This is a genomic window from Nonomuraea angiospora (assembly GCF_014873145.1).
Classification (GTDB): domain Bacteria; phylum Actinomycetota; class Actinomycetes; order Streptosporangiales; family Streptosporangiaceae; genus Nonomuraea; species Nonomuraea angiospora.
Map to the genome: position 1 here is coordinate 3,951,848 of NZ_JADBEK010000001.1, position 26,105 is coordinate 3,977,952.

A 26,105-nucleotide genomic window follows, 5' to 3' on the forward strand; every position below is an offset into this window, starting at 1 on the left:
AGCCGCCGGAAAGTCCATCCGGCATGCCGATCCGTGCATGGCGGGCGCGGTTCGCGGTTGGCAGGGTCGTCTCCATGCTCACCTCCAACGGCTACACCCTCGACGAGTCCCGGCTGGGCGAGCTCGAGGCCGTGCCCGGCGCCGAACGTCACGATCGCGACGCCCTGCTGACGCGGATCCGCCGCGACGGCTACCTCTTCCTCAGGCAGGCTCTCGATCCGGCCGCCGTGCTCGCGTTCCGCCGGTACTACTTCGAGCGGGCCAGCGCGGCCGGCGCCGGTCTCACGGCGCCGGGAACGCCCGCCGGGGACGGGATCGCGGGCGGGCGGGTGGACCCCGCGGCGCTGCGCCGGGCCCTGTTCACCGACATCGTCCCGGGCTCCACCTACCACGCGTTCTGCACGCAGCCCGCGATCAGGGACTGGTTCGCCTGGTTCCTCGGCGGGACGACCCACCTGCACCGTCGCAAGATCATCCGGCACACGGCGCCCGGCGAGTCCGGGATCGGCACCGCCACCCAGGCGCACTACGACCTCGTCTACATCCGCGAGGGAACGGACCGCGTGCTGTCGGCGTGGATCCCGCTCGGCGACTGCCCGCTGTCCCGCGGCGGCCTGACGTACCTGGAAGGCAGCCACCGCCGGGTCCTGCGCGCGGAAGCCGAGGGCACCCTCAAGCGTCCCGCGGCATCGATCACCGCCGACCTGCCGGCGCTGGCGGCGGAGTACGGCGCTCGCTGGCTGGTGGCCGACTACCGGGCCGGCGACCTGGTCGTCCACACGGCTCACATCGTGCACGCCGCACTCGACAACGTCGATCCGGACGGGGTCATGCGGCTGTCCACCGACATCCGCTACCAGCGCGCCGACCAGCCCATCGACCTTCGCTGGCAGGACGACTGGCACGACCGCGACGGGCTGTGACCCCGCGGGGACGCCGCCGCCCCGCGCACTGGCGGGGCGGCTCGCCCGGCTCCGGCCGTACTCGCACGGTCTCAGCCCTTGATCCCGTCGGCCAGCCCCGCGCCCCGGATGAAGTAGCGCTGGAAGAGCAGGAAGATGACGATCGGCAGCACGACGGAGATCAGCAGTCCCGCCATGAACAGGTTGATCTGCACGTTGTCGCGGATCGACGGGAGCATCACCGACAACGGCTGTTTGGCGCGGTCGGGCAGGACCAGCTTCGGCCACAGGTACTCGCGCCAGGCCGCGATGACGGACAGCAGCGACACCACGCCGATGATCGGCCCGGACAGCGGCAGCACCAGCGACGTGAACATCCGGAAGTTGCCGACGCCGTCGATCTTGGCCGCCTCGAACAGCTCGGCCGGCAGCTGCGCGAAGAACCGGCCGGTGATGATCACGTTGAAGGCGCCGGCGCCGGCGGGCAGCCAGATCGCCCAGTAGCTGTTGATCAGCGACCCGCCGACGATCGGAACGTCCAGCACGGTCAGGTAGAGCGGCACGAGCGAGATCACGGCGGGGATGAACATCGTCGCCAGCAGCGCCCCGTTGATGATCTTGGCGTACCCCGGTCGCAGGATCGCCAGCGCGTAGCCTCCGGTCGTCGCCACCAGCACCGACACGGCCCAGTTGCCGAGGGCGATCAGGACCGTGTTGACCAGCGCCGGCCCGACCCGGAGCCGGGACCAGGCGGTCTCGATGTTCTGCCACTGGGGCGGGCCGGACCACAAGCCGAGCGGGTCCGCGGCGATGTCGTGCGGTTGCGAGATCGCCGCCTTGGCCAGCCACAGGATGGGCCCGAGGCCGGCCAGGGCGAGCAGGACCAGGATCAGCGCCTGGCCGCCGCCGAGGGTCCAGCGCACCACCGGTCGCCGTCGATCCGCCGCGGAGATGAGGCCGCGGTCCTCGGACCGGGCGCTCACGTCGTGCTCCAGCGCCGCGTGAGCCGGAAGTACAGCAGCGACAGCAGCCCGAGGAAGACGGCGAGCAGCACCGACAGCGCGGTCGCCCCGCCGTAGTCGCCGTTGATGAAGGCGTAGTTGTAGAGCAGCATCAGGATCGTGGTGGTCGCGTTCGCCGGGCCGCCGCCGGTGAACAGGAACGGTTCGGTGAACACCTGGAAGGTGCCGATGATCTGCAGGAGCAGGGTGATGAGCAGGATCGTCCGCATCTGCGGCAGCGTCACGTGCACGATCCGCCGCCAGATCGAGGCTCCGTCGATCTCGGCCGCCTCGTAGAGATCCGTGCGGACCCCGGACAGCGCGGCCAGGTAGATGATCATCGTCGAGCCCGCGTTGGCCCAGGTCGCCTCGAGGACGATGCTCGGCATCGCGGACCGCGCGTCCTGCAGCCACTGGAACGGGCCGAGGCCGAGGCCCCGGGCGAGGGTGTTGAACAGGCCGGAGTCACTCGCGTCGTAGAAGACCCGCCACAGCAGGATCGCCACCACCGGTGGCAGCACCACCGGCAGGTACGCCAGCACCGAGAACAACGCCCGGCCCCGGCGCAGCTCGCGGACGAAGACCGCCAGCGCCAGCGGCGCCGGATACCCGAACACCAGGGCCAGCAGCGCGAACCACGCGGTGTTGCCCGCCGCGGTGACGAGCAGCGGATCGGCCAGGACCTTGCGGAAGTTGTCCAGCCCGACCCACTCCGCCGCGGTGACGAGGTTCGTCTGCTGGAACGCCAGGACCAGTCCGCGCGCGATCGGCCACCACGAGAACAGCCCGAAGACCACCAGCGTCGGGATCAGGAACACCAGCGTGCTGATCCCGCCGCGCCGGACCCACCGGGCCACGCGCCGCGTGACGCGCGTGGCCCGGCCGTCCTCGGCCGAGAGCGGGAGACTCATCGCCTTCGACGCCGTCACGAGTTCGCCAGCAGCCCGTCGACCGCCTTCGACGCGTCCGCGAGCAGCTTGCCGACGTCGGCGTCCTTCTGGGTCAGCACGGTCTGGACGACCGAGTCGAGGTTCGCGTACACCTTCTGCCCGGCGACCGGCGGCTCGATCATCAGCTTCAGCGACGCGGCCTTGGACGTGTACGGCGTGAAGTTCGCCTGGACCGTGTTCACATAAGGCTTGATCCACTCGTCGTACCGCTTCTTCGACGCCTCGTCGAACAGCCAGAGCATCGGAAGCCCGACGGAGTACTGCTTGTCCGCGTTCGCGGCCTTGGCGTCGGTGACCGCATGGTCCTGGTCGGTGAACTTCTCCAGCCAGAAGAACTCGGCCCACTTGACCGCGGCCTCGATCTGCTGCTTCGACGCCTTCGGGTTGAACATCTGCACGGCGCCGCCGGTCAGCGTGCCGCCGTCCGGCGAGCCGAGCGGCAGCGGCGCGACGCCGAAGTCCTCGCCCTTGGCGCCCATCGTGGTGACCGCGTCGCGGTAGTCGCCCGGGGTGCCGATGTACATCCCGACCTTGCCGCCGGCGAACTCCTGCTGCAGCTGCTTCTGGTTGAACAGGAAGTTGCTGCCCATCGCGTTGTCGGTCCAGCGCATCTGCTGGAGCGTGGTGAGCGCGCCCGTCATCGGGGCGTCGGCGAAGGCGGCCGAGGCCTTGCCGCCGTTCACCTTCTCGATGGCTCCGCCGTAGGTGTAGGTCATGGCCGTGAGGACCCAGCCGCCGGTGTTGTTGGTGGTCATCATCGCGTAGCCGGCCTTGCCGGTCTTGTCCGCGATCGCCTTGGCGGCCCGGCGGACCTCCTCCCACGTGGCCGGCGGCCGGTCCGGGTCGAGCCCGGCCTGCCGGAACAGCGCGCGGTTGTAGTTGAGGCTCATCGTGTACGCCTGCACCGGCAGGCCGAAGATGTGGCCGCCGGCGTCCTGGACGGTCTTCAGCACCTCCGGGTTGATCTTGCCGCCCACCGGCGAGGCCTTCACCACGTCGGTGACGTCGGCGAGCTGCTTGCGCTCGATCAGCCCCTGAACGTCGGTGTACGGGATCGCGACCACGGTCGGCAGCGTCCCGGCGGCCAGGTCGGCCTGGAACGTCTGCACGTCGTACCCGTACTCCGAGCCCTCGATCTTGACCTTCGGGTTCGCCTTCTCGAACTGCGCGACCCGGTCGGTCCAGGTCTTCAGCGCCGCCGCCTGGTCCGGCGTGGGCTTCTGCCCGACCGTGATCGTCACGGTGCCGTCGTCGCTGACTGCCGTTCCGGACCCTGCCGAGCAGGCGGTGGCCGCCAGGATCGCCAGCGCGGTGACGGCCCCCGCCCTCCATCGTGTGGTCAGCACTCTTCGCTCCTTCTTTCAGCTGGTGAACGTTCCTGGCAGGAACAAGGTGGTGGTCTTGCCCGTGACGATCCCGCTCGCCCACTGCAGGGCGCCGGCACGCCCGGCGCCGTCGTCCTCGTTCAGGGCGAGGGCGATCGAGACCGGTCCGGCCGGCCGGGACGGGAACCCGAGCGCCGTCCAGGGCACCTTGACCTGGTACGACGTGACACCGTCCGCCCGTTTGATCGCGGCGGTGGCGCCGGGCGTGGTCCCGGCGGGGCTGCCGTCCGAGGTGCCGAAGGTGTACACGGCCGGCCCGGCCGGCAGCAGGGCGGCGCCGATCTCGGTGGCGGCCGGGCTCTCTCCCGGAAGCCCGTCGCTGATCGCGAACTGCAGGCTGTCGCCCCGCCACAGGGTGGCGGGGGTCCCGGTCTGGGAGAACACGTCATCGGTGACGGCCGCGTCGATGGTCAGCCCGGTCGCGTCGTACTGGAGGCTCGCCGTGCCCGAGAGGTCGGCGGGCCCGCCCCAGGGGCGGGTGAAGGCGATCCAGCCGGCGTCGGCGGCGAGGTCGATCGAGCTGCTCGGGGCCGTCGCCGAGGGCGTGATCGGGTTGAAGGCCGTGGTGCCCTTCGCGGAGACCTTGTTGCCGTCGGAGGTGGTGAGGTCGACCGTGTAGGCGTAGGGCTTCCAGGGCTGGAGGCCGGTGACCGGGATGCCGATCGTGGCCTTCTGTCCCGGCGCGATCGATTGGCCGGCGCCGGCTGTGCCTTTCTGCCCGGCGATGGTCCAGGTCAGGTCCTGGATCGTCGCCGCCGCGCTCGATCTGGTGTTGGCGAGCTCGACGCCGAGGCCGGCCCGCAGCGGTGAGACCTGGGTGATCTGCGGGAGGATGCGGATCTTGGTCGCCGGTTCGACGCTGGTCCAGGCGACCAGGCGGGCGGCCGGCTTCCCGTTGCGGGCGACGGTCGCCACCAGGTGGCGCGAGCCGAGGGTGTCGCTCGCGGGGACCGGGATGGTGACCGTGGTGTCCTTGCCCGGGGTGACCAGCACCTGCTTGGTCCGGCCCGCGATCGTCACCGCGCGCGGGCCGAGGTTGCGGACCGTGCCCTTGAGGGTCACCGTGACCGCGGTCGGCTCCAGCGAGTTGGACGGATCCGCGGCCGCGACCTTCAACTCCGGCTTCGACTGCTGGGAGGCCGCGGTGGCGGGTCCCTTGACGAACAGCGGATCCTGGTCGACGGTCAGGTTGACGACGCCGCCGACCGGGGTCAGGGTGGTCTTGTGGCCGTACAAGTCGGTCACTTCGAGCGGGCTGCTCGTGGTGAGGTCGACGGATGAGGTGCCGGTGCCGGTCGACCAGAGCACGCGGGTGGTCGCGGCGCCGGAGCCGAAGCGGTAGGAATGCAGCGGGGACGGCAGGGTGTCGCGGCCGCTGTAGGCGAGGCCGGTGAGGGCGCGGATCGTGGTCGCCTTCGCGACCAGGCCCGGCTTCGGGGCCATGCCGGCGATCGGCCCGGCCGGGGCCTGCAGGAGGCCGAAGGTGCTCTCCTTGTCGTCCAGGTTGGTGCCGTCGTTCAGGGCGTCGTACCAGTAGAACTGGCTGACGCCGTTCGCGATCATGATCACGTCGTTGCGGATCGACTTGCGCGCCTGGTCGAGCATCGAGCCGCCGAAGCTCGGCGCGGTCGGGTAGCCCTCCTCGCTGATCCAGATCGGCTTGCCGGCGCCGCCGTGCGCGTCGGCCGCGGCGCGCAGGCTCTGGATCTGGGTGTCCAGGTCTCCTTCCGGGCCGGGGAACGTGTAGATGTGCGCGTTGACCGAGTCCACGTAGGCCAGCCCGCCGAGGGACAGCAGCTGGTCGCGGAAGGAGGTGTCGCCCTTGTTCGGGCCGACGTCGGCGATGACGTTCGCGTTCGGGTTGTCCTTGTGGGTCTGCTCGTACGCGGCCTTGATCAGCTGGAGGAAGCAGGCGCCGGTGATGCCGCAGGCGCTGTCGTTGAAGCCGGCCATGTAGTACTCGTTGTAGGTCTCGATGTCGTTCGTGGTGCCGGCGAAGTGCTTGAGCCACCAGCTCTGGTAGCGGCCGTACGCCGCCAGGCCCTCGGGCGTGCTCGGGGTCCGGCCGCCGTCGTACAGCGGGTTGCGGTATCCGGTGACCAGCAGCGGGATGATGCCGTTCGCCTTCGCGTCCGCGATCATCGCGTCGTACCGCGGGTCCACCGCGTAGTTGCCGGGCGAGCCCGACTCGACGCGCGGCCACTCGAGGCTGTCGCGGATGTGCGAGAAGCCGGTCAGGGCGAGGGCGCGGATCAGGGCGCCGCTGAGGTCGTAGTAGTGGGACATGTGCGTGTTCACGCCCCACTTGCCCGTCGGGGACTGGATCCCGGCCGGGAGCGGCGGGATGACGGCGAGCGTCGTGCCGACGACGGTCTGGCCGGCGGTGAGGCGGAGGTTGTAGAAACCGGGCTTCAGGCCGCCGGTGCTGATCGAGCCCGCACCGGCCGCGATCGGAGCGTTGCCCGAGGCCACGGGAAGGTACTGGTCGTCGGTGATGCTCCAGGCGACCGAGGACGCGGTCGAGCGCAACGTGACGCTGCCCGCGCCCTGGGTGAAGACCAGGCTCTGGTTGGTCACCGTGATGCCGGTGGTGTCGGCGAACGAGACGCTGACCGACGAGACGCAGACCGGGCTGATGACACCGCCGGGCGCGTTCGCCATCAGGCGGATGTCGGCGCCGTTCGCGCGGTTCTGGAAGTTGACGCCGGACATCCGTAACTGCGTGGTCGCCCAGGCTCCCGAGCCGGGGAAGGAGAACCACGGCAGCGGGGTGAAGGGCGCGCTGACGCCGTCGTACTGCGCGGTGAGCTGCTGGCCCGGGCTGTCGAAGTAGTTCACCGTGAGCACCGCGTCGGTGGCGCCGGCCGGGATCCGGGCCGCGTCGATGTTCAGGTAGATGTACTGGTCCTTCAGGTCGTCGCTGGTCTGCCAGCACGGCACCCCGAGCCGGCTCGACGCCGCGTGCTCGGGGGTCTTGTCCCGGTCTCCCGGCCAGGCGGTGATCCCGTCGGCGGCCACCGGGTTCGTGAAGACGATCTCGGGGTCGGCCGCGGCTGAAGCCGGTGCCACCAGCTGGGTGGCGGTCAGCACCACGGTCGCCACGAGGGTGAGAAGCCTGCGACATCCGCTGCTGACTCTGCAATGGTGCATGGCGAACCTCCGGATCGACAGCGCGTTGGGTCGTCATACTGCCCGGCTAGCGCTTTCCCGACAAGACCGCCAGTTCGGTTTTTTTGCTGCTATACGGGGGCAAAGATTGGAATGTGGCGTCGGACAGCGCTGTCCCGCCCGAGGTGGCTATCATGACAATCGTGTCGAAGGAACCGAATGGGACTCCCCGGCTGGCCGATGTCGCGCGCGCGGCGGGTGTGTCGCCGTCCACGGCCTCCCGCGTGCTCAACGGCAGTGTCCGGCAGGTCGCCGACGAGTACCGGGAGCGGGTGCTGGCCGCGGCGGAGCAGGTCGGGTACACCACCAACCTCGCCGCGCAGGCGATGGTGCGCGGTCGCTATCCCGCGGTCGCGCTGGTGGTCGGCGACATTCGCGACCAGTTCTTCGCCAGGATCGCCTTCGGGGCGATGCGGGAGGCGTCCAGGCGCGGCTACATCCTGAACCTGCTCTCGACCGACGGCGACGAGTCGCGGGAGCGCGATCTGGTGCAGGATCTGCGCCGCCAGCGCCCCCAGGCGCTGGTGCTGGCCAGGAAGCGGGACACGACCGCGAAGGCCGGCTCCCGGCTGATGGAGCAGCTGCTCGGCTTCCAGCGCGAGAGCGGCCGGGTCGTGATCGTCGGCGAGGCGTCCGAGCCGGTCCTGGCGATCAGGCCGCCGGACTTCGACGGCGGGAAGGCGCTCGCGGGCGCCCTGCTCGGCCTCGGCTACCGGCGTTTCGTCGTCTTCCTCGCCGACGAGGCGGTGCCCTCGGAGCGCGATCGGCTCGACGGTTTCCGGGTCGGGCTGTCCGCCGGCGGCGTGGCGCTGCCGGACAGCCGCGTCTACCGGGCCGTGCACAGCGTCGCGGGCGGGATGGAGGCCGCGAGCGCGTACCTGGCGGATGGACCCGAGGCCGAGATCATCGTCAGCACCGAGGACGTGGTCGCCTGGGGCGCGATTCATCGCCTGCGGGAGAGCGGCCTGGCGGTGCCCGACGACATCGCGGTCGCCGGGTACGGCCATCGCATGTTCAGCCCGTTCGCCGACGAGGCCGACTGGCTCACCACGATCCGCTCTCCCCTGGAGGAGATGGGCGCCGCCGCGGTGAGCGCCGCGCTCGATCCGCTGGCGAGCGACATCCCGATGCCGTCGCCGAAGATCCATCTGGGCGGCAGCACACCGGATCGCACCATGCGCTGACGGACGCCCTCGCCGCTCACCCGGCGGCATCGGCGCCGCCGGCGGGTCAGGGGTGTCGCGATCGGGTGTGCGGTGTGGGTTCCTGGCCCGTGCCGGACGGGCGCGGGGACGCGCCGGGCGGTGGCACCGCGGCGGGGCGGCGGACGAAGTACGAGAGGGACAGCAGGACAAGGGCGGCGGCGGGAACCGCGCCGGCGAGCGCCAGACCGATCCGGGGGCCGAGGTGCTGGTTGATGGCGCCGATCAGGGGTCCGCCGAGGGCGCCGCAGCCGAAGAACACCAGGAGGTAGACGCCCATCGCCCGGCCGCGGAGCTCGGTGTCGGCAGCGACCTGCACGGTGGCGTTGACCGCCGTGAACAACAGCGTGGTCGCCATGCCGATCCCGGCGAGCGCGCACGCGAGGCTCCACGGCGTCGGCATGGCGGCGGCGAGTAAGTACGTGGCTGCCACCGCGCACCCGGTCCAGGTCAGCCCGTGCATGGTGGTGCGGGTGCGGCCGGCGGCGATCAGCGCGCCGAGCATGGAGCCGACGGCGACGACGAAGGTGAACATCGCGTAGCCGGAGGCCCCGATGCCGAGGGTGCGGGCGTAGGCGGACAGCGTGACCGGCAGGCTGCTGGTGAACATGCTGAACGCGCCGGCCAGCGCGATGGGCCGCCAGATCTCCGGCCGCCGTACCAGTGCGCGCATCCCGCCTGGAGCGAGTGCGGCGGCGCGCGTCGCGGGTCGCGGGCGTGGGAGCCGGTCCGGGTCGATGCAGGCGAAGGCGATGAGCGGGACGGCGTAGGAGACGGCGTTGAGAGCGAAGGCCCAGCCGGGACCGACGGCGCTGATCAGCGCGCCGGACACCGCCGGGCCGGTGAGGGCGCCGAGCTGGTACGTCGAGGAGTTGAGACTGATGGCGCTGTACAGGTGGTCACGCTCGACCAGGTCGGTGACGAACGCCAGCCGGACAGGCTGGTCGATCGCGGCGATGATGCCGAGGCCGGCCGCCATGAGCTGGATGTGCCAGGCGGTGACGTGGCCGGTGAGGGTGAGCACGGCGAGCATCGCGGCGAGGACGCCGGTCGCGGCCTGGGTGGCCTGCAACACCCGGCGCTTCGGGTAGTGGTCGGCGATCCACCCGCCGGCCAGGCCGAAGAGCAGCATGGGCGCCAGTTGCAGAGCGGTGGTGACTCCGACGGCGGTGGCGTCTCCGGTGAGGCTGAGCACCAGCCAGTCCTGGGCGATGCGCTGCGTCCACATCCCGATGGTCGCCACTGTCTGGCCGAGCAGTAAGAGCCGGAAGTTCCGCGACTGCAACGCGGCAAGCCTGGCACGTCGCGGGATGGGTGGTTTCGGCCGGGGACTGGGGGGCTCTGGCCTGTCGGCCGCCCTGGTCACGATGAGACTCCTCTTTCGGTAACGGGCTGTGTCTCCATCGTTGGGCACGGCGATCAATTCACGAAAGGGAATTGATCAAATAAGTCTTATTGCGAATCATGATGAGCTGGGCCTAGCGTCGGGTCGTGATGTTTCCTCCGGAGCAGGTGCGGACGTTCCTGGCAGTGGCGCAGTCGTTGAGCTTCTCCCGGGCCGCGGCGGCGCTGGGCCTCGGTCAGCCCACGGTGAGTCAGCACATACGCAAGCTCGAGCAGGCGGTCGGCCGGCCGTTGCTGGTCCGGGACACCCGCAGCGTGACGTTGACCGTCGACGGAGAGGCGATGGTCGGCTTCGCCCGCTCGATTCTCACCGCGAACGCTCAGGCGGTGGACTATTTCACCGGCGCGGGAGTGCGGGGCCGGTTGCGATTCGGAGTGACCGACGATCTCGCGCTGAGCCAGGTGCCGCGGATCCTGCGCGACTTCCGGCACCTCAACCCCGGCGTCACTCTGGACCTGACCGTGGCCCAGCAGGGCGCGCAACTGCAACGCCGGGTGGAATCCGGCCACGTCGACGTCGCCTTCCTCCAGACCACCGCCGGAGAGGGGCGGGGCCGGCTGGTGCGCCGCGACCGGCTGGTCTGGGCCGCCGTCGAGGGCACCGGCCTGCGGTGGGACGAGGGACAACGGGTGCCGCTGATCGTGTACCAGGCGCCCAGCCCCAGCCGGGCGCTGGCGGTGCGGGCGTTGGAGCAGGCAGGCGTCAAACACCGGGTGGTCTGTACGGCGCGCGGGGTCAACGCCGTGCTGGCCGCCACCCGCGCCGGCCTCGGCGTCGCGATCTTCGCCCGCAGCCTGCTGCCCGCCGATCTGGTCGAGCTCCCCAAGGGCGCCGGACTACCCGAGCTGGGCGAACTCGACCTCGTCCTGCTGACCAACCCGCGCGCCCCCTCCGAACTCGCGGAGGCTCTGACCAGCGCCATCCTCACGCACGCCAACCCCACCGGCTCCATCCACGGCACCCGTCACCGGCCGGAGGCTCCGACAGGCGCGGAGATCCGCCGCACGCGTCAGTAGAGGGCAAGGGCTCGACTGCCCCCTGCCGCCACGGGTGGATCAGTGGACGACCGGTCGGTCGTCCAGCGTGGCCAGGAACTCTTCGGCGCGCCGGGCGAACAGGTGAGTCCCACGTTCGGTGGACAGCCTGCGGCACCTCTCGGCCACGGCCCTGACCTCGGCGATGGGTTCGCCTCTCGCGTGCAGCAGTCGCGCCCGATGCAGCAGGATCAGGCCCTCCCCGAAACGCTGATCGTAGAGATCGAGGCAGGCGTCGGCCCGGTCGAGGGCTGCGGCGGCCTTGTCGAGCGCCCCGGCGACCAGCCACATCTCACCGAGATGCCCGTAGAAGATCGCGATACTCGCGCGCGTCGGGTCGAGGAGGTTCGTGGCGATGAGCCGTTCGGCCTCCGCCGCGGCGCCGGCCGGATCGCCGCCGGTCAAGGCCAGCGCCCAGCATCGGACCAGCCGCTGGTAGGTGCCGAGGAACACGAAGGAGAAATGGGGATCCGCGGCGATCCCTCGTTCGGCCGCGCGCAGGGCTCGAACCGGGTCGCCGATCTCCGCCTCCGCCCTCGCCACGTGGGTGGCTTACACCGTGACCATGAACGGGTCGTCGCCGACGGCTTCCAGCCTGTCGAGGAGCGCTCGCGCGCCGTCGACGTCCCCGTGCATCGCGGTCGCCTCCGCGAACATCCCGATCATCAGGAGTCTCAGGTCGTACCAGACGGGATCCTCCTCGCGCCGGGTGACGCGGGCCATCAGGATCCGGCTCGCCTCGCTCAGGTACCGGAACGCCTCGCCCATGTATCCGTCGCTGAATCGCTGCAGTCCCCACGTCTGCAGGCCGTAGGCGCGCACGAGCGGATCGCAGGACACTTCGCCCTGTTCCAGCAACCGGCGCGCCAGCGGCCTGCTGCGATCCGATTCGAGGGCCTGGGCGTGCGCCGCCCAGCGGGAGTAGAGGAAGACGGTGGCGTCGAGCTCCCGATCGAGGCTCCTGGCCAGGTGCTCCGCCCGTTCCAGCAGCTCCAGCGCCGAGGTGCCGTACATCGTGAGCATTCCCACGACCGCGATCAGCTGGGTCAGGGCGGACAGCTCCAGGTCCGCCAGGTTCGCCGTCCGCGCCACCCGTACGGCCAGGCGCAGCTGCCGCTCGGCGGCCTCGAACGCGGACTTGGTCGCCGCGCGACGGCCCGCGCGTACCAGCGCCGCCGCGGTCCGGCCCGGGTCGGCGAGCGGACCGGCAGACCACAGGTGGTGAGCGACGCGCTCGGCGACATGGTCACCGAACGCGTCGGTGCGCTCGAGCGCGTCGGCGACGCGCAGATGAAGGGGGATCGCTCGTCCGGCGGGCGTGGCCTCGGTGACCGCCTCGCGGATCAGGTCGTGGGAGAAGCGGAAGGAGAACGGGTCTCCGGGCGCGGGTTCGAGCAGGCCGAGCGCCTCCACGGGCCCCAGACGGTCAAGACAGGTCTGGATGTCGAGGTCGGCGACGTCGGCGAGCAGGCTGAGCTCCACGTCCCGTCCGATCAGCGCGGCGATCTGGAGCAGATCCCTGGCGCCGTCGTCGAGCCCGCTCATCCGGTCACGGACGACATCTCGTACGGTGGAGGGCACTCCCACGCGCGACGCGGCATCCTCGGTGAGCACGCCGCTGTCGGCGGACAGCCGGGCCAGTTCCCGGACGTAGAAGGCGTTGCCGGCGGTACGCGTGTAGATGCTGTGGACGACGCCTGAGCCTGGATCGCGGCCGGTCTCACGGCGGACGAGCTCGGCCACGTCGGCCAGGCCGAGAGGACCCATCCGGATGCGGCAGTGACCCGGCACCCGGGTCGCGGCCGCGAGCATCCGCGTCAGCGCCGATCCGGGTACGGGCGCGCGGTCGCGGAGTGCTCCGATGATCACGGTGCCGCCCGGCAGGTGGGCCGCCAGGTGGCTGAACAGGTCCAGCGACGCGACATCCGCCCACTGCAGGTCGTCGATCACCAGCACCAGCGGACGCTGCGCCGCGAGCCGGCCGACGACGGCGAGGACGGCCTCGAACAGGCGGAACCGCGTCGTACTGTCGGGTGCCGCCGACCCGCCGAGAACGTCGCCGTCCGGTCCGACGAGGAGGCCGAGTTCGCCGGTGACCCATTCCTTCCGAGCCGTGCCGGGCAGTTCGTCCAGCACCCTGCCGACCACCTGGATCCACGGCCACATGGAGGGCGTTCCTTCGCCCTCCAGGCACTGCCCCCAGACGACGCCGGCGTCACGCCGATCCGCCTCGGCGGCGATCTCCTCCAGCAAGCGGGTCTTGCCGATCCCCGGCTCGCCCTCCAGGACGACGAGCCCCCCGCCTCCGGTGAAGGCCGGATCGATCGCCTGCCGCAGCGCCGTCAGCTCTTCGGTCCGGCCGACCAGGACGCCGCCGGACCGGGTGCCGGATTCTGCGGGAGCACGCGGCGGCGCGGGCACATCTTCGGCCGGCCGCTCGCCGGCCACCGTCAGGTTCTGGTTCAGCACCCGCCGGCGCGCGGCAGCCAGGGCTTGGCCAGGGTCTATGCCGAGCTCGGCGGCCAGGCGAGTACGGACGGCGCGGAACACCGACAACGCCTCCGCCTGCTGACCGGCGGCGCCCAGGGTGGAGATGAGGCTCGCTTGCACCGGCTCGTGCAGCGGCGCCATCCTGGCGGCCAGGTGTAAGGACGGCAGCACCCGTTCCGGCCGGCCCAGCGAGACCGCGAGCTCGGCCGCCGCCGTGCACGCGTCGAAGAACTGGCCGTCCAGCCTCGCGAAGATCGACGTCGCGGCCGGTCCCGGGCTCAGCCCGTCGCCCGCGGCGCCCTGCCAGAGCCCTAACGCTTCCGCGTAAGAGTCGAGAGCCTCCTCGTGGCGCTCCTCCGCCAGGGCGGTCCCGGCGGCCTCGACGAGGTCCCGGAAGACGACCAGGTCCAGCATCGCGGCACCGGCCGTGAACAGGTATCCGTTGCCACGCCGCTTCAGGTACGAGCCGGAATCCCGCGCCGAGAGCGCAGGCTCCAGCAGCCGGCGCAACGAGCCGACGTACTTGTGGATGACGTTGAGGGCACTGGCCGGCGGATCATCGACCCAGACGAGATCGATCAGTTCGTCGGTGCTGATCGGCCGTCCTTCCCTGGCCAGGAGAAGGGCCAGCAGAAAGGCCTGCTGCCGCGGGCCGGCGTGCAACTCGACGCCGTCCCGCCAGAGCCGTAACGGGCCGAGAATCCGGAAGATCAGGGAACTGCCGGCAGCCGATCGGTCCTCGCCACCGCCACCGATGGGAGGGATTGGCGCAGCCACGCGTTGTTACCACCTTGTTCGTCGAGACAGCTTGCGGATCACCTGGGCTCGGTCAATAAAGCGAACCGCGAAGCCGGCGAGTATCGCGATCCTGCTGAATCAGTGCCCATTCCCAGCCGGTGACATCGCGCCACGCCCTTACTCGTCGTCCGAGCGCATCCTGCGCAACCCGGCTGCCACATTCTGCGCGTCGACGTAGGCTCTCGGTGTGACGCCGAAGCGGTTGCACTGTACTCCTTCAGAAACTGATAAGGCGTACGACCTGTGACCTCGCGGAACAAGGCCGAGAAGGCCGACGGGCTCAAAGCCACCTGCTTGGCCAGATCATTGACCGTCAAAGGCTCCGCATAATGCGCCCGCGCGAATGTGAGCACGGCGGAGATCGGGTTGTGCGAGGTCTGCCTGGCCGCGATGTGCAGCATCCGGGAGAACTGCTCGCGGCTCAATACCCGGTAGACCATCTCCTCGACGCACATCGGCGCCAGTACCCGTCGATCGGCCCCGCTGCCGAGCGAGCCCAGGAACCGCAGGACCGCCGCCATGAGCTCCGGATCGAGCGGAGAGACGACGCACCGGTCGGCCTCGCCCTGCTCCGGGACCGCATCGACCGCGCCTGACCGCGGACCGAGCATGTCGACGGAGACCTTCCGCACCAGCGCCGGGTCGATCTCCAGCACGAAGGACAGGAACGGCTCGCAGGGCCGGCTTGCAGAACCTCGGCCTGGAAATGCAGGTTGCTGCTGATCACAAGGTAATGGAACGGGTCATAGACGTAACGCCTGCCATCCACGATGACCGCCTTGCTGCCCTGCGCGACGATCCCGAGAGACAGTGACTGGATCTCCTCCCAGGCGGGCGCCGTCGGCTCGGTGAAACGGTACAGCGTCAGGCCGGGCCAGCCGCCGTCGTTGCCTCCGGTCTCGGGCGCACGCGCGGCCAGCGCCGAGATGAGGTCCGCCGAGCTCACGCGGTGCTCGAGCTCCGAGGTCGTCATGGTCAACCCCTCCTGCGGCCACGGATCTTCACAGCTTGCGCTCCCCGGCACTCCGCCCAAGCTCCTGAAGCCATCTTCGCGGCACATCTATTCATCGCGCGACCTCGCGTTCACGGGTGGACGGGCTCCTTCACGGCTCTGTGGCCCCTCGCGCGCCTCTGCGCCAGAAGCGGGCGGATCAGTCCTGTTCCCGTGGACACCCACCCAGGCGTTCGGGCTCACCTGGCATAACAGAGCCCGTTGCCGCACACGCATCCACTTGTCGTAAAGACTCCCTCCCTACCTTCTCTTAGAAGCATGCGAGAACGGCCAGTCCGTGTTTTCCGAGAGGGTGCGAAAGATGAGTGAACCGAGCACGCCGCCCATCAGCGGGCTGCACCACTTCGCCTTCACCGTGAGGGATCTTGAGGCGAGCATCGCCTGGTACCAGAAGGTCTTCCAGGCCACCTTGGTGGACGGCGACCTGCCGCACTACGGTCGCGAGTGGACCGGGTACGCGAACCTGGTCATCGAACCTCGTACCGGACTGGCCATCGGACTGCATCGCCACGAGGCCAACCAGGACGAGGAGTTCAACGAGGCCCGCACCGGTCTCGACCACGTCTCCCTGCGGGTCGACGGACGTGAGGGGCTGGAGGCCTGGGCGGACTGGCTCGACGGCCTCGGAGTCGCGCACTCCGGCATTCAGCGCCGGACGCGGCCGTTCGTCCACTCGACGATCGTCTTCCGCGACATTGACAACATCCAACTCGAAGTCGTCGCCATCGACGCCTGAAACACAACGGTGCGAGCCACGGCTGCACAGCCTCGAGCGGGGGGCAGTCCTGGGGCCGCCGGGAAAGGGAGCGCGGGGCCGGCCGGCCTTCCGCGAAGGGTTATGGCGACGCAGGATGGTTTCCCAACGCATGCGCCAGGCGGGCACTCCACCCCCGGTGAAGTGCCCTGCCGCAGAAGGTGATCTACCAGCGGCCGCCCGTGTGGAGCTGGCCGCGGACCGCGCCGTCGGGGAACTGAGCGGTGTGCAGGTTGGCGTACCAGTTCTTCGGCTTCGCCTTGATGTCCCTGAGCAGGCTGCTCTTGACGCGAACGGAGCCGAAGCCGGTGTTGCCCCGAATCCTGCCGTTGGACAGCAGGTCGATGACGACGGGACCGTTCGTGCCGGCCTTGCCCCTGTGGATGTGGAAGGCGGTGGGCCTGCCGGTGTTCCTCCACTGGACGAAGTAGTAGAAGCGGTTGCCGCTGATGCGGAACTTGGCGACCGCCACGCCGTTCGGGTCATTGACCTTCTTGCCCGGTTCGGGCACTTCGTTCCGGCCGAGGAGCCTGGCGGCGAAGTAGTACTTCCTGGCCGCGCCGACCAGGTGGGCCTGGCTTTGCGCGGCGGAGACCTCGACCACCCGGACGGTCCGGGGCGCGGCGGCCGCGGGGGCGGCGATCACCGTGCCGGTCACCACCGCCGCGACCACTCCTGCCGCCGCCGCGCCCCCGACCACGCGGTGCCACCCGATTCGCCCGCCGCTCGGCTGCTTACGCATGTTCATCGTGCTCAACTTTCTCGATCGCCCATTGTGGCTTTTTGCCACCTGCAGAACAGTAGAGACGACGATAGTGGGGATTCTGTGCATTAATTCACATAACCCGTGTGATGAATGCCACAGCACCACGCCTGCAGAATCGGTGAGCCAATCCAGTAAATCTTCACTAGTTATCAACAAATGCTCAATTGATTTCCCGGCCGAGCCTTACTGCCATACCAGCTAAATGGCGGTCCTCCGTCAGGGACACGGGAATGGGCAGTAGCTCCCGCCACCTGGAGCATCTGTCCTGGCTCGCTACCTGTGCCCCGCCCGCCACCGCAGACTGCCGGCCCTCAGGCCGGACCGAACTCGTCGGCCTGGCCGTGGACGGCAAGACCCTGCGCGGCAGCCGCGCCAGCGAAGGCGTGACCCCACCTGCTGGCCGCCACCCGCCACGACACCCAGACTCTCGTGGCCCAACGGCCGGCGGCCACTACGTGTTCATTCGTCAAAGGCAACCAGCCCACGCTCCTGAGCCGGCTCATGGCATTGCCCTGGCGCGAAGCAATCCTCAACGACCGCACCGACGAAACCGGACACAGCCGCCGCATGAAGATCTGCACTCCGCCCCCGGACCGCCGTTCACGCCGCCCAGGCGATCCGGCGCCGCGCCGGAGTCGGACTGGATGACGGACGTCGCCAAGGACGGCCACGGCTTCGTCGTCACAGACAGCCACAGCCACCTGCCCCTGGACACGGACAAGGCGCCGCTGCCGTCCCAGACAGTGCGCGCCACGGCTTCGCGGTGGGGACGTCCGCTCGGGCTCGACCAAGCGGGTGGCCACCGCGGTCGGTGAAGGCGTGGGCGCCGGCTCCTCGGTGCACGCGGTCCTCGGCGGCTGAGCCGGCTCCCGCGCCGCGTACGCGGGAGCCGGCTCGCACCGTGACGGACGCCGGCGGGTCAGACGCCGACGGCCATGACCTCCAGCTGGATGTTGTCGATGTCCCGGAAGACGACTACGGAGTAGACGAAAGGCTCCTTGACGCTCTGGATGCCCGAGTGGGCGACGCCGAGGCTGTCGAGCCAGTCCGCCCAGGCAAGGAGCCCTTCGCGCCCCTCCACGTGAAGGGAGATGTGGTCGAGGCCGGTGCGGACCTCGTCGAACTCCTCACCCTGGTTGCCGGCATTGTGGTGCAGGCCGATGGCCAGGCCGGTGTGGGGCTCGATGACGAGCTTCGCGTACCCGGTCCACTCGCGGCCGTAGTGCGGAAGATCTCCGTCCACGAGCTCGGCCTGGAAGACTTTCTGGTACCACGCCACGCTGGCTTGCAGGTTCCTGACGGTGAAGGCGACATGGTGCAGGCCGCTGAAGGAAGGCGCGAGAGAGTCGCTCATCTGTGATTCCTCGTTCATGAGTGGATGACGCTGTCCCGCCGATCGGCGAGACAGAAGGTGAGCTGTTCCGGTGGTAGGGCGGGCGGCCGTCGAGCATCCCCAGAGCCGGGCTAGGCCGTCCTGGTGCCGGCCAGCGCGATCAGCTCGGCCGCGGCCGGTCCGGAGGAGGCCGGGTTCTGCCCGGTGATGAGCAGCCCGTCGGTCACCACGTACGCCTCGAAGTCGCCCTTCTTGGAGAAGTCGGCGCCCTTGGCGATCAGCTCGTCCTCCACCAGGAAGGGCACCACCTTCGTCAGGCCCATGGCCTCTTCCTCGCTGTCGGTGAAGCCGGTCACCCGCCGGCCCGCCACCAGCGCGCCGCCGTCCGGGGTCCTCGCGTGACGCAGCACACCCGGCGCATGGCACACCAGCGCCAGCGGCTTGCCCGACGCCACGATCCGCTCGATCAGCCTGATCGACGCCTCGTCCTCCGCCAGGTCCCACAGCGGGCCGTGCCCACCCGGGTAGAAGACCGTGTCGAAGTCGTCGGCCGACACCCTGTCCAGCGGCACCGTCGCAGCCAGCTGCGCCTCCGCCTGAGCGTCGGCCTCGAACCGGCGGGTCTGGTCGGTCTTGAACTGCTCCTCGTTGCTCTTGGGATCCAGCGGCGCCCGCCCACCCTTCGGCGAGGCCAGCGTGATCTCCCATCCGGCGTCCTTGAACCGGTAGTACGGCGCGGCCAGCTCTTCCAGCCAGAACCCGGTCTTACGCCCGGTGTCGCCCAGCCGGTCATGCGAGGTCAGAACGATCAAAACCTTCAAGGTCCCGCTCCTCGTCTCGTCCCTGGACTTCGATGACCACCCGCACCCTCCACCATCGGGCGCATCATCTCGTCGCTTATGTCCGAAACGTACGGGGTGTGCTCTTGATAAGTGCTGGACAGCAAGTGGAACGCGCGTCCTGTCGTCCGAGGCGGGCTGGACCAGCAGAGCGCGCACTCCCCCAGCGATCAGCTGAGCATTGTTGACGGCGAGTGGACGCTTACTGGATTCGTCGCCGACGGCCGATCTTCAGGGGACGGCGCGATCAGTGGCCGGCCGGCTCCTCGTCGAGTTCTGCCACGAACTCTTCGGCGCGGCGGGCGAACAGGTGGGCCTCGCGTTCGGTCGACAACGCCCAGGCCTTCTCGGCGGCGGCCCGGACCACGGCCGCGGGCTCGCCGAGGGCCTGCAGCAGCCGCGCCCGCAGCAACAGGAGCAGGCCTTCCGGGTAACGCTGGCCACAGGTGTCGAGGTAGTAGTCGGCCTTGTCGAGGGCGGCGGCGGCCGCGGCCGGTGCCCCGGCCGCGAGATGCATCTCGCCGAGCAGCCCGTACCAGGTGGCGACGCACGAGAGCGGCGGGTCCAGGAGGTTCGCGGCGATGATCCGCTCGGCCTCCACCGCGGCGCCGGCCTGGTCCTCGCCGGTGACGGCCAGCGCCCAGCACCGGGCCAGCCGCTGGTAGGTGCCGAGGTAGACGAAGGAGAAGTCCGGGTCCACGGCCATCCCCCGCTCCACGGCGCGAAGCGCCCAGGTGGGGTCGCCGACGAGCGACGCGGTCCTGGCGACGATGGCGGCCCAGATCGTGACCGCGTACGGGTCGTCGCCCGCGTCGGCCTCCAGCGTGTCGAGCAGCGCCCGTGCCTTTTCGACCTCACCGTGCAGTGCGGTGATCTCGGCGAGCATTCCGGCCATGAGCAGCTGCAGGTCGTGCCGGACCGGGTTGTCCTCGCGCCTGGCGAGGTCGTGGAGCATGATCTGGTTGGACTCGTTCAGCAATCGGACGGCCTCGCCGATGTTGCCGATGTCCCACTGGTGCAGGCCCCAGGCTTCCAGGCCGTAGGCGTACACGATCGGGTCGCTGGACGCCTTGCCCTGATCGAACAGCCGGCGCGCCAGCGGCCCGCTGCGGTCGAGCTCGATGGCCTGAGCGTGCATGACCCAGCGGGAGAAGAGGAAGTCGGTGGCCTCCACTTCCCGGCCGAGGTCACGGGCCAGTTGCTCGGCACGTTCCAGCGCGTCGACTGCCGCCGCCCCGTACATCGACCGCATCCCGACGACCGCGGTGAGCTGCACCAGCGCAGACAACTCCAGCTCGGCCCGGCCCGCCGCCCGCGCGACCCTCGCGGCCTTGCGCAGGTGGCCCTCGGCGGCCTCGAACGCCGACTTGGCCGCGGCGCGGCGGCCGGCGCGCACCATGGCCTGCGCGGTCCGGGCCGGGTCCGCCAGCGGGCCGGCGGCCCACAGGTGGTAGGCCAGGCGCTCGGCGACGGACTCGCCCTCCGGGTCGGCGTGCTCCAGCGCGTCGGCGACGCTCAGGTGCAGCCGAGGCGTGCGCCGCGCAGGCGTGGTCCCGGCCACCGACTCGCGGACCAGGTCGTGCGCGAACCGGAACAGGTACGGATCTTCGGGGGCCGGCCCGAGCAGGCCGAGCGCCTCCAGCGGTTCGAGGCGTTCGAGGCAGGCCGCGACGTCGAGGCCGGCGGCGCGGGCGAGCAGGCCGAGGTCGACGTCCCGGCCGATGAGCGCGGCGACCTGGAGCAGGCCCCGGGCGCTGTCGTCGAGGCCGGCCATCCGGTCGCGGACGACGTCGCGCACGGTGGACGGCACCCCCGTCCGGGCCACAGCGTCGTGGGTGAGCTCACCCACGCCGGCGAGTAATCGGGACAGTTCCCGGACGAAGAACGGGTTGCCGGCGGTACGGGCGTAGATGCTGCGGGCGGCGGCGGGACCGGGACGCCGGCCGGTCTCGCCGTGAACGATCTCGGCCACCTCGGCCACGTTGAGCGGGCCGAGGTTGATGCGGTGATGGCCGGGCAGCCGGCTCGCCGCGGCGAGCATGCGCGACAGCTCCGTGCCGGGCGTGGGCGCGCGGTCGCGCAGCGCGCCGATGGCCAAGGTGCCACGCGGCAGCCGGGCCGCCAGATGACTGCCCAGGTGCAACGAGGCGACGTCGGCCCACTGGAGGTCGTCGATGACGAGCAGCACCGGCCGCTGCGCCGAGACCTCGCCGATGGCGGCCACGACCCGTTCGAACAGCCGGAACTGCCCGCCACCGACCGGCACCGCCGGTGCGGCGACGCCTTCGTCGCCCGGGTTGACCAGGCGGCCCAATTCGCCGGCGACCCACTTCTCCCGCGCCGCGGCGGGCATCGCGTCCAGGATGGCGCCGACCGCCTGCACCCAGGGCCACATCGACGGCGTACCGTCGCCCTCCAGGCAGCGGCCCCAGACGACGAGCGCGCCACGCCGAGCCGCCTCGGCGGCGATCTCCTCCAGCAGGCGGGTCTTGCCCACCCCCGGCTCACCCTCGACGGCGACCAGCGCCCTGCCGCCGGCGAGCGCCGATTCCGCCGCCTGCCGCAGCACCGACAGTTCCTCGGTCCGGCCGACCAGGCCCATGGCAGGCGGTTTCGCGGATGCGGGGCCGCCTTGCCAGGGCGCCGGCGGTTGCCCGGCGGGCTGGCCGTCGGCCGGCCGCACCGCCGGTGCCGAAGTCTCGCTCAGCACCTGCCGGTGCGCCTCCCGCAAAGCCGGGCCGGGATCGATGCCGAGCTCCTCGGCCAGGCGGGTACGGATCGTCCGGAACACCGACAGCGCCTGCGCCTGCTGCCCGGCGGCGCCCAGAGTGGAGACGAGGCTCGCCTGCACGGGCTCGTGCAACGGAGCCATCGAGGCGGCCAGCTGCAAAGGCGGCAGCATTCGCTCCGGCCGGCCCAGCGACACCGCGAGCTCGGCCGCCGCCACGCACGCTCCCAAGAACTCGCCGTCCAGCCCCGCGAAGATCGACATCGCGGCCGGGCCGTAGGTCAGCCCCTCACCCGCGGAGCCCTGCCAGAGCCCCAACGCCTCCACGTAGGAGTCGAGCGCCGCTTCCCGCCGCTGCTCCGTGAGGGCTTCCCCCGCCGCCTGGACGAGCTCCCGGAAGACGGCCAGATCCAGCATGCCGGTCTCGGCCACGAACAGATAACCGTTGCCCCGGCGCCGCAGGTACGAGCCGCTCCCGCGGATCGGGAGCTCCGGCTCCAGCAGCCGCCGCAACGCGCCGACATACTTGTGGATGACGTTGACAGCACTGGCGGGAGCGTCGTCGTCCCACATCAGATCGACCAGCTCGCCCGTGCTGATCACCCGGCCCTCCCGGGCCAGGAGCAGAGCCAGCAGGTAGGCCTGCTGCCGGGGGCCTGCGTCCAGCTCGACACCGCCACGCCACAGCCGTAACGGACCGAGAATCTGCAGACGCAGGCAGCTGCCGGATGCCGACCCGGCCTCACCACCTGAGCCCGCCGGACGAACTGGCACAGCCACGCCTGTCAACCCCCCTGCATCGAGATGACGGATGGTCAACTGTGCGGGACGAGTTTACGACTCGCAAGCCTTGCAGGAAATCCGCTGCACAGGTGAGCGGCAGGCCGTTTCAGGGCCCGGGTTCAACAGGAAGCCACTGCTTTCCACAGGACATATACCCCGGGATGGAAGGCGGTACATAGGTGCGTCGGATAACGCTCTTCGACGCAACGATCACGGCCGGGGGCCTGATGCGCGCCGGCCGCCGCGCCGCGGCCAAGTCCGCGTTCGAGGCCGCCACGCTCAGCAGGAGGCCCGCCAGGTGATAGCTATTCCAAGAAATTTCAGGACGTGTGTGGAAAAGTACGTGGTCGTCTTCACCGGGACTTCGGCAAGCTCCTCGAGGTTCCGCGCAGAGGCCGCCGTCTGGGCGATGCCTTCGGACGAGAGCCGAAACGACTAACTGACATTCCCCCGGCTGTCACGGCACGCTGCTCCAGCATGCGCCGCGACCGACAGCGCGGGAAAGCACCTGGAGGGCGAACGTATGTGCACGATGTCTGGTCAGGAATGCCAGGCACGCCGAGCCGTGACCGATGACCGGCGGGAAGAACAGCTTCCGACGGGCGCCGCGGCGGGCACCTCTCGCCGCGCCGCCATCGTGGGCGTGGGAGGCGCCGGTCTGATGACCGTCTTGGCCGCCTGCGCCGGCAACGGCGAGACCAGCGCCGACGCCGGCCCCTCCGCCTCCCGGACCTCCGCACCCGCCGGAGACACCGCCACGTCCCCCGCCGCGAAGAGCAGCGCCATCCTCGCCAAGACCTCCGACATTCCCAAGGAGGGCGGCAAGGTCTTTCCGGACCAGAAGGTCGTCGTGGTCCAGCCGTCCGCGGGCAAGTTCCGGGCTTACAGCGCCGTTTGCACCCACCGGGGATGCACGGTGAGCGACGTCTCCTCCGGGATGATCAACTGCCCGTGTCACGGCAGCATGTTCTGGCTGGACGGCAAGGTCATGGGCGGCCCGGCCACCAAGCCCTTGCCCGAGGTGCCGATCAAGGTCGACGGCGACACCATCTCGCTCGCCTGACCTCGGCAGGCCGCCCCACCAGAGCCCAACTGTCGATCATCGTCACCGAGCTGTTCGGCGCGAACGAGGTGCCCGAACGGGGCAAGAAGGTCAACGACCGGGACGGCTTGGCCATCGCCAAGTTCCGCATCAGGGGCGCCCGGTTCTCCTGCTCCGTCCAGTTCCCCGACGGCGCGGTGCGTGGCCGGCTCCACGAGGGCGGCCACCGGTAGATCGACCGCGCCGGTCGAGGCAGACGGACCTCAAGCCGGGCGCGTGCCGGGCCGGTGGCATCGCACCAGGCCTGGCACGGCGGTCAAGCGCGATCAGTTGTGGCCCCTCTCGCGAAGCCCTCTTGAGGATGACCCCTGCGATCATGACTGCGCGGCCCCGTCATACGGGGCCCGCATCCTTCGACGAGTGAGAGGCAAACGATGCCGCAGACCACGCTCCGCAGCGTCTTCCACGTCCCTGCCCCGCCGTCCGCGGTGCTCGCGCACCTTGGCGAACCCTCGAACTACGTCGGCCTGTCACCGCTCGTGGTGGCGGTACGCGACGTGCGCAGGACGCCCGGCGAGTCCCGGTTCGTGTCCGTGGAGCGGTTCCACTTCTTCGGCTTCGTGAAGTACGACAACCTGATCGAGGTGACGCTGCGCGCCGCCGGCGACACGGTTGAGGGCGAGGTGCGCAGCCCCGGCGGGGTGTGGCTCGACTTCCGGTTCGCCCTGGCCGCGGACGGCGAGGGGACCCAGGTCGAGGACGTGCTGACGGTGCGCGCGACGATGCGGCCGCTGCTGTGGTACGCGGCCCGCAAGGCCCGCGAGGTGCAGCTCGCCCGCGGGGACATCCTCGCCGGACGTGCCGCGACCATGCTGTGAACGTCCCGCCCGGCCCCGTGCCGCGCCGCCCAGCCGGTGCGGCCACTCGAGTGGGCCGAGCGCTGCACCGGCCGAGCGGGCGCCGGTCGTGACGGACGGTTTCTGTTCCGGCCGCGCCGCACGACCCCGCAGGCCGCAAACCTTGGCGGATGTCTGGCGGTTGGAGGTGCCGTACGCGGCCTCGAGCCTGTTCCGCCGGCGCACGTCCCACACGCCACTGCGCGCCGCCGCCCGATCCAAGGGACAACAAGTCGCACGTGGCGCCCGTACGGCGGGTGCGTACCGCGTGGCGAGACAAGAGGTGGTCGAGACAGCCTTCCGTACCACTTGGCACTGGACGTGCCGCTGCTGCGGAGGGGAGTGTGCGGATGTCAGTCGAAGACGACGACCTGGCGGCCGATCACGTCGCCCCGGGCCAGTGCGTCGAGCCTGTCGTTGATGTCGTCGAGCTTGACCGGCGTGACGGTGTGCTTGATCCGGCCCTGACCGGCAAGAGCCAGAACCTCGGTAAGGTCGTTGTAGTTGCCCCAGAAGGACCCGGAGAAGGTCCTTTCGCCGGACACGAACGGAAACAGCGGCATCTCCGCGCTCTGGCCCATCAGGCCCACCGACACCAGAGCCCCCTCATAAGCCAGGAGCGAAGCGTTCAGGGCCAGCGACTCCGGAGCTCCGGAACAGTCCAGAACGGCATCGGCCTCTCCCCGGCCTGTCAGCTCCGTAAGCTCGGCCCGCACCTGATCACTCGTCTTGCCGCGCGTGTTGACCGTGTGGTCGGCGCCGTTCTCCCTCGCCACGGCGAGCTTGTCATCGCTGCGGGCGAACGCCACGACGGTCGCCCCACCACCGAGCAGCCGCGCATACTGCACACCGTAGCCGCCGAGCCCGCCGATCCCACTGACGATGACCGTGCGCCCGCCTCCCAGCCTCCCCGCCGCTTGCAGCTTCTTCATCCCCCGGTACGGAGTCAGCCCGGCATCCACCAGCGGCGCGAGGTACTGAGGCTGCAGATCGAGGTCCGGATCGATCCGGACCAGGTGGCGGCTGGGAGCCGTGACGTATTCGGCGAACCCTCCGGGCGGCCCGAACCCGATCCACCCCCCGCTCCCCGTGCACAGCTGCTCGTTGCCCTCATGACACTGCCGGCAGGTCCCATCCCCCCAGGCGGGATCCACGACCACCAGATCCCCCTCCGACAGACCGGCCGACGCCGGCACGCCAGCACCCACCTGCGCGACGTGACCCGCGACCTCATGGCCCGGAATGTAAGGGAACACGAGCTTCGATGGGAAGTAGCCGTCGATGAGCTGATAGTCGCTGCGGCACATGCCCGTGGCCGCGACCTTGATGAGAACCTCACCCGGACCCGGCTCGGGAACCGGAACCTCGTCGATCCGCAACGGCTGCTTGTAGCCGTGCATCCGGGCTGCGCGCATGGTCATGACGCCTCCTTGCTCCCTTTCGCTTCTCTTTCTCTCCCTACCGTCGAGCGACGCTAATCCCGGCAAGTGGAAGACTTGTTGATGGTGACTGGACCGCTTCGCGCGGGATTCAGGGCGCATGGCGCGTTGATCGACGATGCCACCGTCCTTCCTGACCGCACCCTGTCACGGGGGGTGGCGGGTTTCCCCTTTCCGT

21 protein-coding genes and 1 pseudogene are annotated in these 26,105 nt (G+C 70.2%); 8 read left to right on the forward strand and 14 right to left on the reverse strand.

Annotation, left to right across the window (positions count from 1 at the left end; translation table 11 throughout):
* The first annotated feature begins 23 nt into the window (after positions 1–23).
* Positions 24–923, forward strand: a complete 900-nt coding sequence (locus H4W80_RS17885; protein WP_225963505.1) for a phytanoyl-CoA dioxygenase family protein — start codon at positions 24–26, stop codon at positions 921–923.
* A gap of 71 nt (positions 924–994) precedes the next feature.
* On the opposite strand, the gene H4W80_RS17890 is transcribed toward H4W80_RS17885, so the two are convergent.
* From H4W80_RS17890 to H4W80_RS17905, 4 genes are read right to left on the reverse strand one after another with little or no spacing between them, the layout of a single operon-like run.
* Positions 995–1,885 carry a carbohydrate ABC transporter permease gene (locus tag H4W80_RS17890; RefSeq protein ID WP_192786140.1) on the reverse strand — a complete coding sequence of 297 codons (891 nt, stop codon included), beginning with the start codon at positions 1,883–1,885 and terminating at the stop codon, positions 995–997.
* Complete coding sequence (locus H4W80_RS17895) at positions 1,882–2,814, reverse strand: carbohydrate ABC transporter permease (protein ID WP_192786141.1); 933 nt, start codon at positions 2,812–2,814, stop codon at positions 1,882–1,884. The genes H4W80_RS17890 and H4W80_RS17895 overlap by 4 nt, the downstream gene beginning before the upstream one ends.
* A gap of 14 nt (positions 2,815–2,828) precedes the next feature.
* Entirely contained in the window at positions 2,829–4,199 is a 1,371-nt protein-coding gene (locus H4W80_RS17900; RefSeq protein WP_192786142.1) for an extracellular solute-binding protein, read from the reverse strand.
* A 15-nt stretch (positions 4,200–4,214) separates the two neighbouring features.
* Positions 4,215–7,340: a DOMON domain-containing protein gene (locus tag H4W80_RS17905; protein ID WP_192786143.1), complete on the reverse strand. Its 3,126-nt coding sequence runs from the start codon at positions 7,338–7,340 to the stop codon at positions 4,215–4,217.
* A 209-nt stretch (positions 7,341–7,549) separates the two neighbouring features.
* On the opposite strand from H4W80_RS17905, the gene H4W80_RS17910 reads away from it, so the two are divergent.
* Positions 7,550–8,590: a LacI family DNA-binding transcriptional regulator gene (locus H4W80_RS17910; RefSeq protein WP_192786144.1), complete on the forward strand. Its 1,041-nt coding sequence runs from the start codon at positions 7,550–7,552 to the stop codon at positions 8,588–8,590.
* Positions 8,591–8,636: 46 nt separating this feature from the next.
* Here H4W80_RS17910 and H4W80_RS17915 read toward each other — a convergent pair whose 3' ends face one another.
* A complete protein-coding gene (locus H4W80_RS17915) occupies positions 8,637–9,893 on the reverse strand; it encodes an MFS transporter (protein ID WP_192786145.1) in 1,257 nt (418 codons plus the stop codon).
* A 209-nt stretch (positions 9,894–10,102) separates the two neighbouring features.
* On the opposite strand from H4W80_RS17915, the gene H4W80_RS17920 reads away from it, so the two are divergent.
* Positions 10,103–11,029 (forward strand): LysR substrate-binding domain-containing protein, encoded by a 927-nt coding sequence (locus H4W80_RS17920; RefSeq protein ID WP_192793572.1) that lies wholly within the window; start codon positions 10,103–10,105, stop codon positions 11,027–11,029.
* Between the two features lie 39 nt (positions 11,030–11,068).
* Here the strand turns inward: H4W80_RS17920 and H4W80_RS60765 are convergent, their stop codons facing one another.
* From H4W80_RS60765 to H4W80_RS64565, 4 genes and pseudogenes are all read right to left on the reverse strand, one after another.
* Positions 11,069–11,590, reverse strand: coding sequence for a hypothetical protein (locus H4W80_RS60765; RefSeq protein ID WP_225963508.1), 522 nt, complete (start codon positions 11,588–11,590; stop codon positions 11,069–11,071).
* A 9-nt stretch (positions 11,591–11,599) separates the two neighbouring features.
* A complete protein-coding gene (locus tag H4W80_RS17925; protein ID WP_318786920.1) occupies positions 11,600–14,314 on the reverse strand; it encodes an ATP-binding protein in 2,715 nt (904 codons plus the stop codon).
* 38 nt (positions 14,315–14,352) lie between these two features.
* The gene (locus H4W80_RS60770) at positions 14,353–14,790 is read right to left on the reverse strand and encodes an AraC family transcriptional regulator (RefSeq protein WP_420540607.1); all 438 of its coding nucleotides are present in this window, start codon (positions 14,788–14,790) and stop codon (positions 14,353–14,355) included.
* 15 nt (positions 14,791–14,805) lie between these two features.
* A pseudogene (locus tag H4W80_RS64565) lies at positions 14,806–15,395 on the reverse strand (AraC family transcriptional regulator); the annotation flags it as partial.
* Between the two features lie 253 nt (positions 15,396–15,648).
* Between H4W80_RS64565 and H4W80_RS17935 the strand changes: the two are divergent.
* A complete protein-coding gene (locus tag H4W80_RS17935) occupies positions 15,649–16,083 on the forward strand; it encodes a VOC family protein (RefSeq protein ID WP_192786146.1) in 435 nt (144 codons plus the stop codon).
* A 184-nt stretch (positions 16,084–16,267) separates the two neighbouring features.
* Here the strand turns inward: H4W80_RS17935 and H4W80_RS17940 are convergent, their stop codons facing one another.
* The 4 genes from H4W80_RS17940 to H4W80_RS17955 form a co-directional block, all read right to left on the reverse strand.
* The gene (locus H4W80_RS17940) at positions 16,268–16,849 is read right to left on the reverse strand and encodes a CHRD domain-containing protein (RefSeq protein ID WP_192786147.1); all 582 of its coding nucleotides are present in this window, start codon (positions 16,847–16,849) and stop codon (positions 16,268–16,270) included.
* A 937-nt stretch (positions 16,850–17,786) separates the two neighbouring features.
* Positions 17,787–18,221: a VOC family protein gene (locus H4W80_RS17945; protein WP_192786148.1), complete on the reverse strand. Its 435-nt coding sequence runs from the start codon at positions 18,219–18,221 to the stop codon at positions 17,787–17,789.
* Positions 18,222–18,331: 110 nt separating this feature from the next.
* Positions 18,332–19,021 carry a type 1 glutamine amidotransferase domain-containing protein gene (locus tag H4W80_RS17950; RefSeq protein ID WP_192786149.1) on the reverse strand — a complete coding sequence of 230 codons (690 nt, stop codon included), beginning with the start codon at positions 19,019–19,021 and terminating at the stop codon, positions 18,332–18,334.
* Between the two features lie 265 nt (positions 19,022–19,286).
* Positions 19,287–22,547: a BTAD domain-containing putative transcriptional regulator gene (locus tag H4W80_RS17955; protein WP_192786150.1), complete on the reverse strand. Its 3,261-nt coding sequence runs from the start codon at positions 22,545–22,547 to the stop codon at positions 19,287–19,289.
* A gap of 182 nt (positions 22,548–22,729) precedes the next feature.
* Here H4W80_RS17955 and H4W80_RS62735 point away from each other — a divergent pair, with 182 nt between their 5' ends.
* From H4W80_RS62735 to H4W80_RS17970, 4 genes are all read left to right on the forward strand, one after another.
* On the forward strand, positions 22,730–22,852 hold the full coding sequence (locus tag H4W80_RS62735) for a hypothetical protein (RefSeq protein ID WP_264085989.1): 123 nt from the start codon (positions 22,730–22,732) through the stop codon (positions 22,850–22,852).
* Between the two features lie 359 nt (positions 22,853–23,211).
* Complete coding sequence (locus H4W80_RS17960) at positions 23,212–23,613, forward strand: QcrA and Rieske domain-containing protein (protein ID WP_225963510.1); 402 nt, start codon at positions 23,212–23,214, stop codon at positions 23,611–23,613.
* Positions 23,614–23,681: 68 nt separating this feature from the next.
* Complete coding sequence (locus H4W80_RS17965; RefSeq protein WP_192786152.1) at positions 23,682–23,825, forward strand: hypothetical protein; 144 nt, start codon at positions 23,682–23,684, stop codon at positions 23,823–23,825.
* A 201-nt stretch (positions 23,826–24,026) separates the two neighbouring features.
* Positions 24,027–24,470, forward strand: coding sequence for an SRPBCC family protein (locus tag H4W80_RS17970; RefSeq protein WP_192786153.1), 444 nt, complete (start codon positions 24,027–24,029; stop codon positions 24,468–24,470).
* Between the two features lie 371 nt (positions 24,471–24,841).
* On the opposite strand, the gene H4W80_RS17975 is transcribed toward H4W80_RS17970, so the two are convergent.
* Entirely contained in the window at positions 24,842–25,909 is a 1,068-nt protein-coding gene (locus H4W80_RS17975) for an NAD(P)-dependent alcohol dehydrogenase (protein ID WP_225963511.1), read from the reverse strand.
* Between the last annotated feature and the right edge of the window lie 196 nt (positions 25,910–26,105).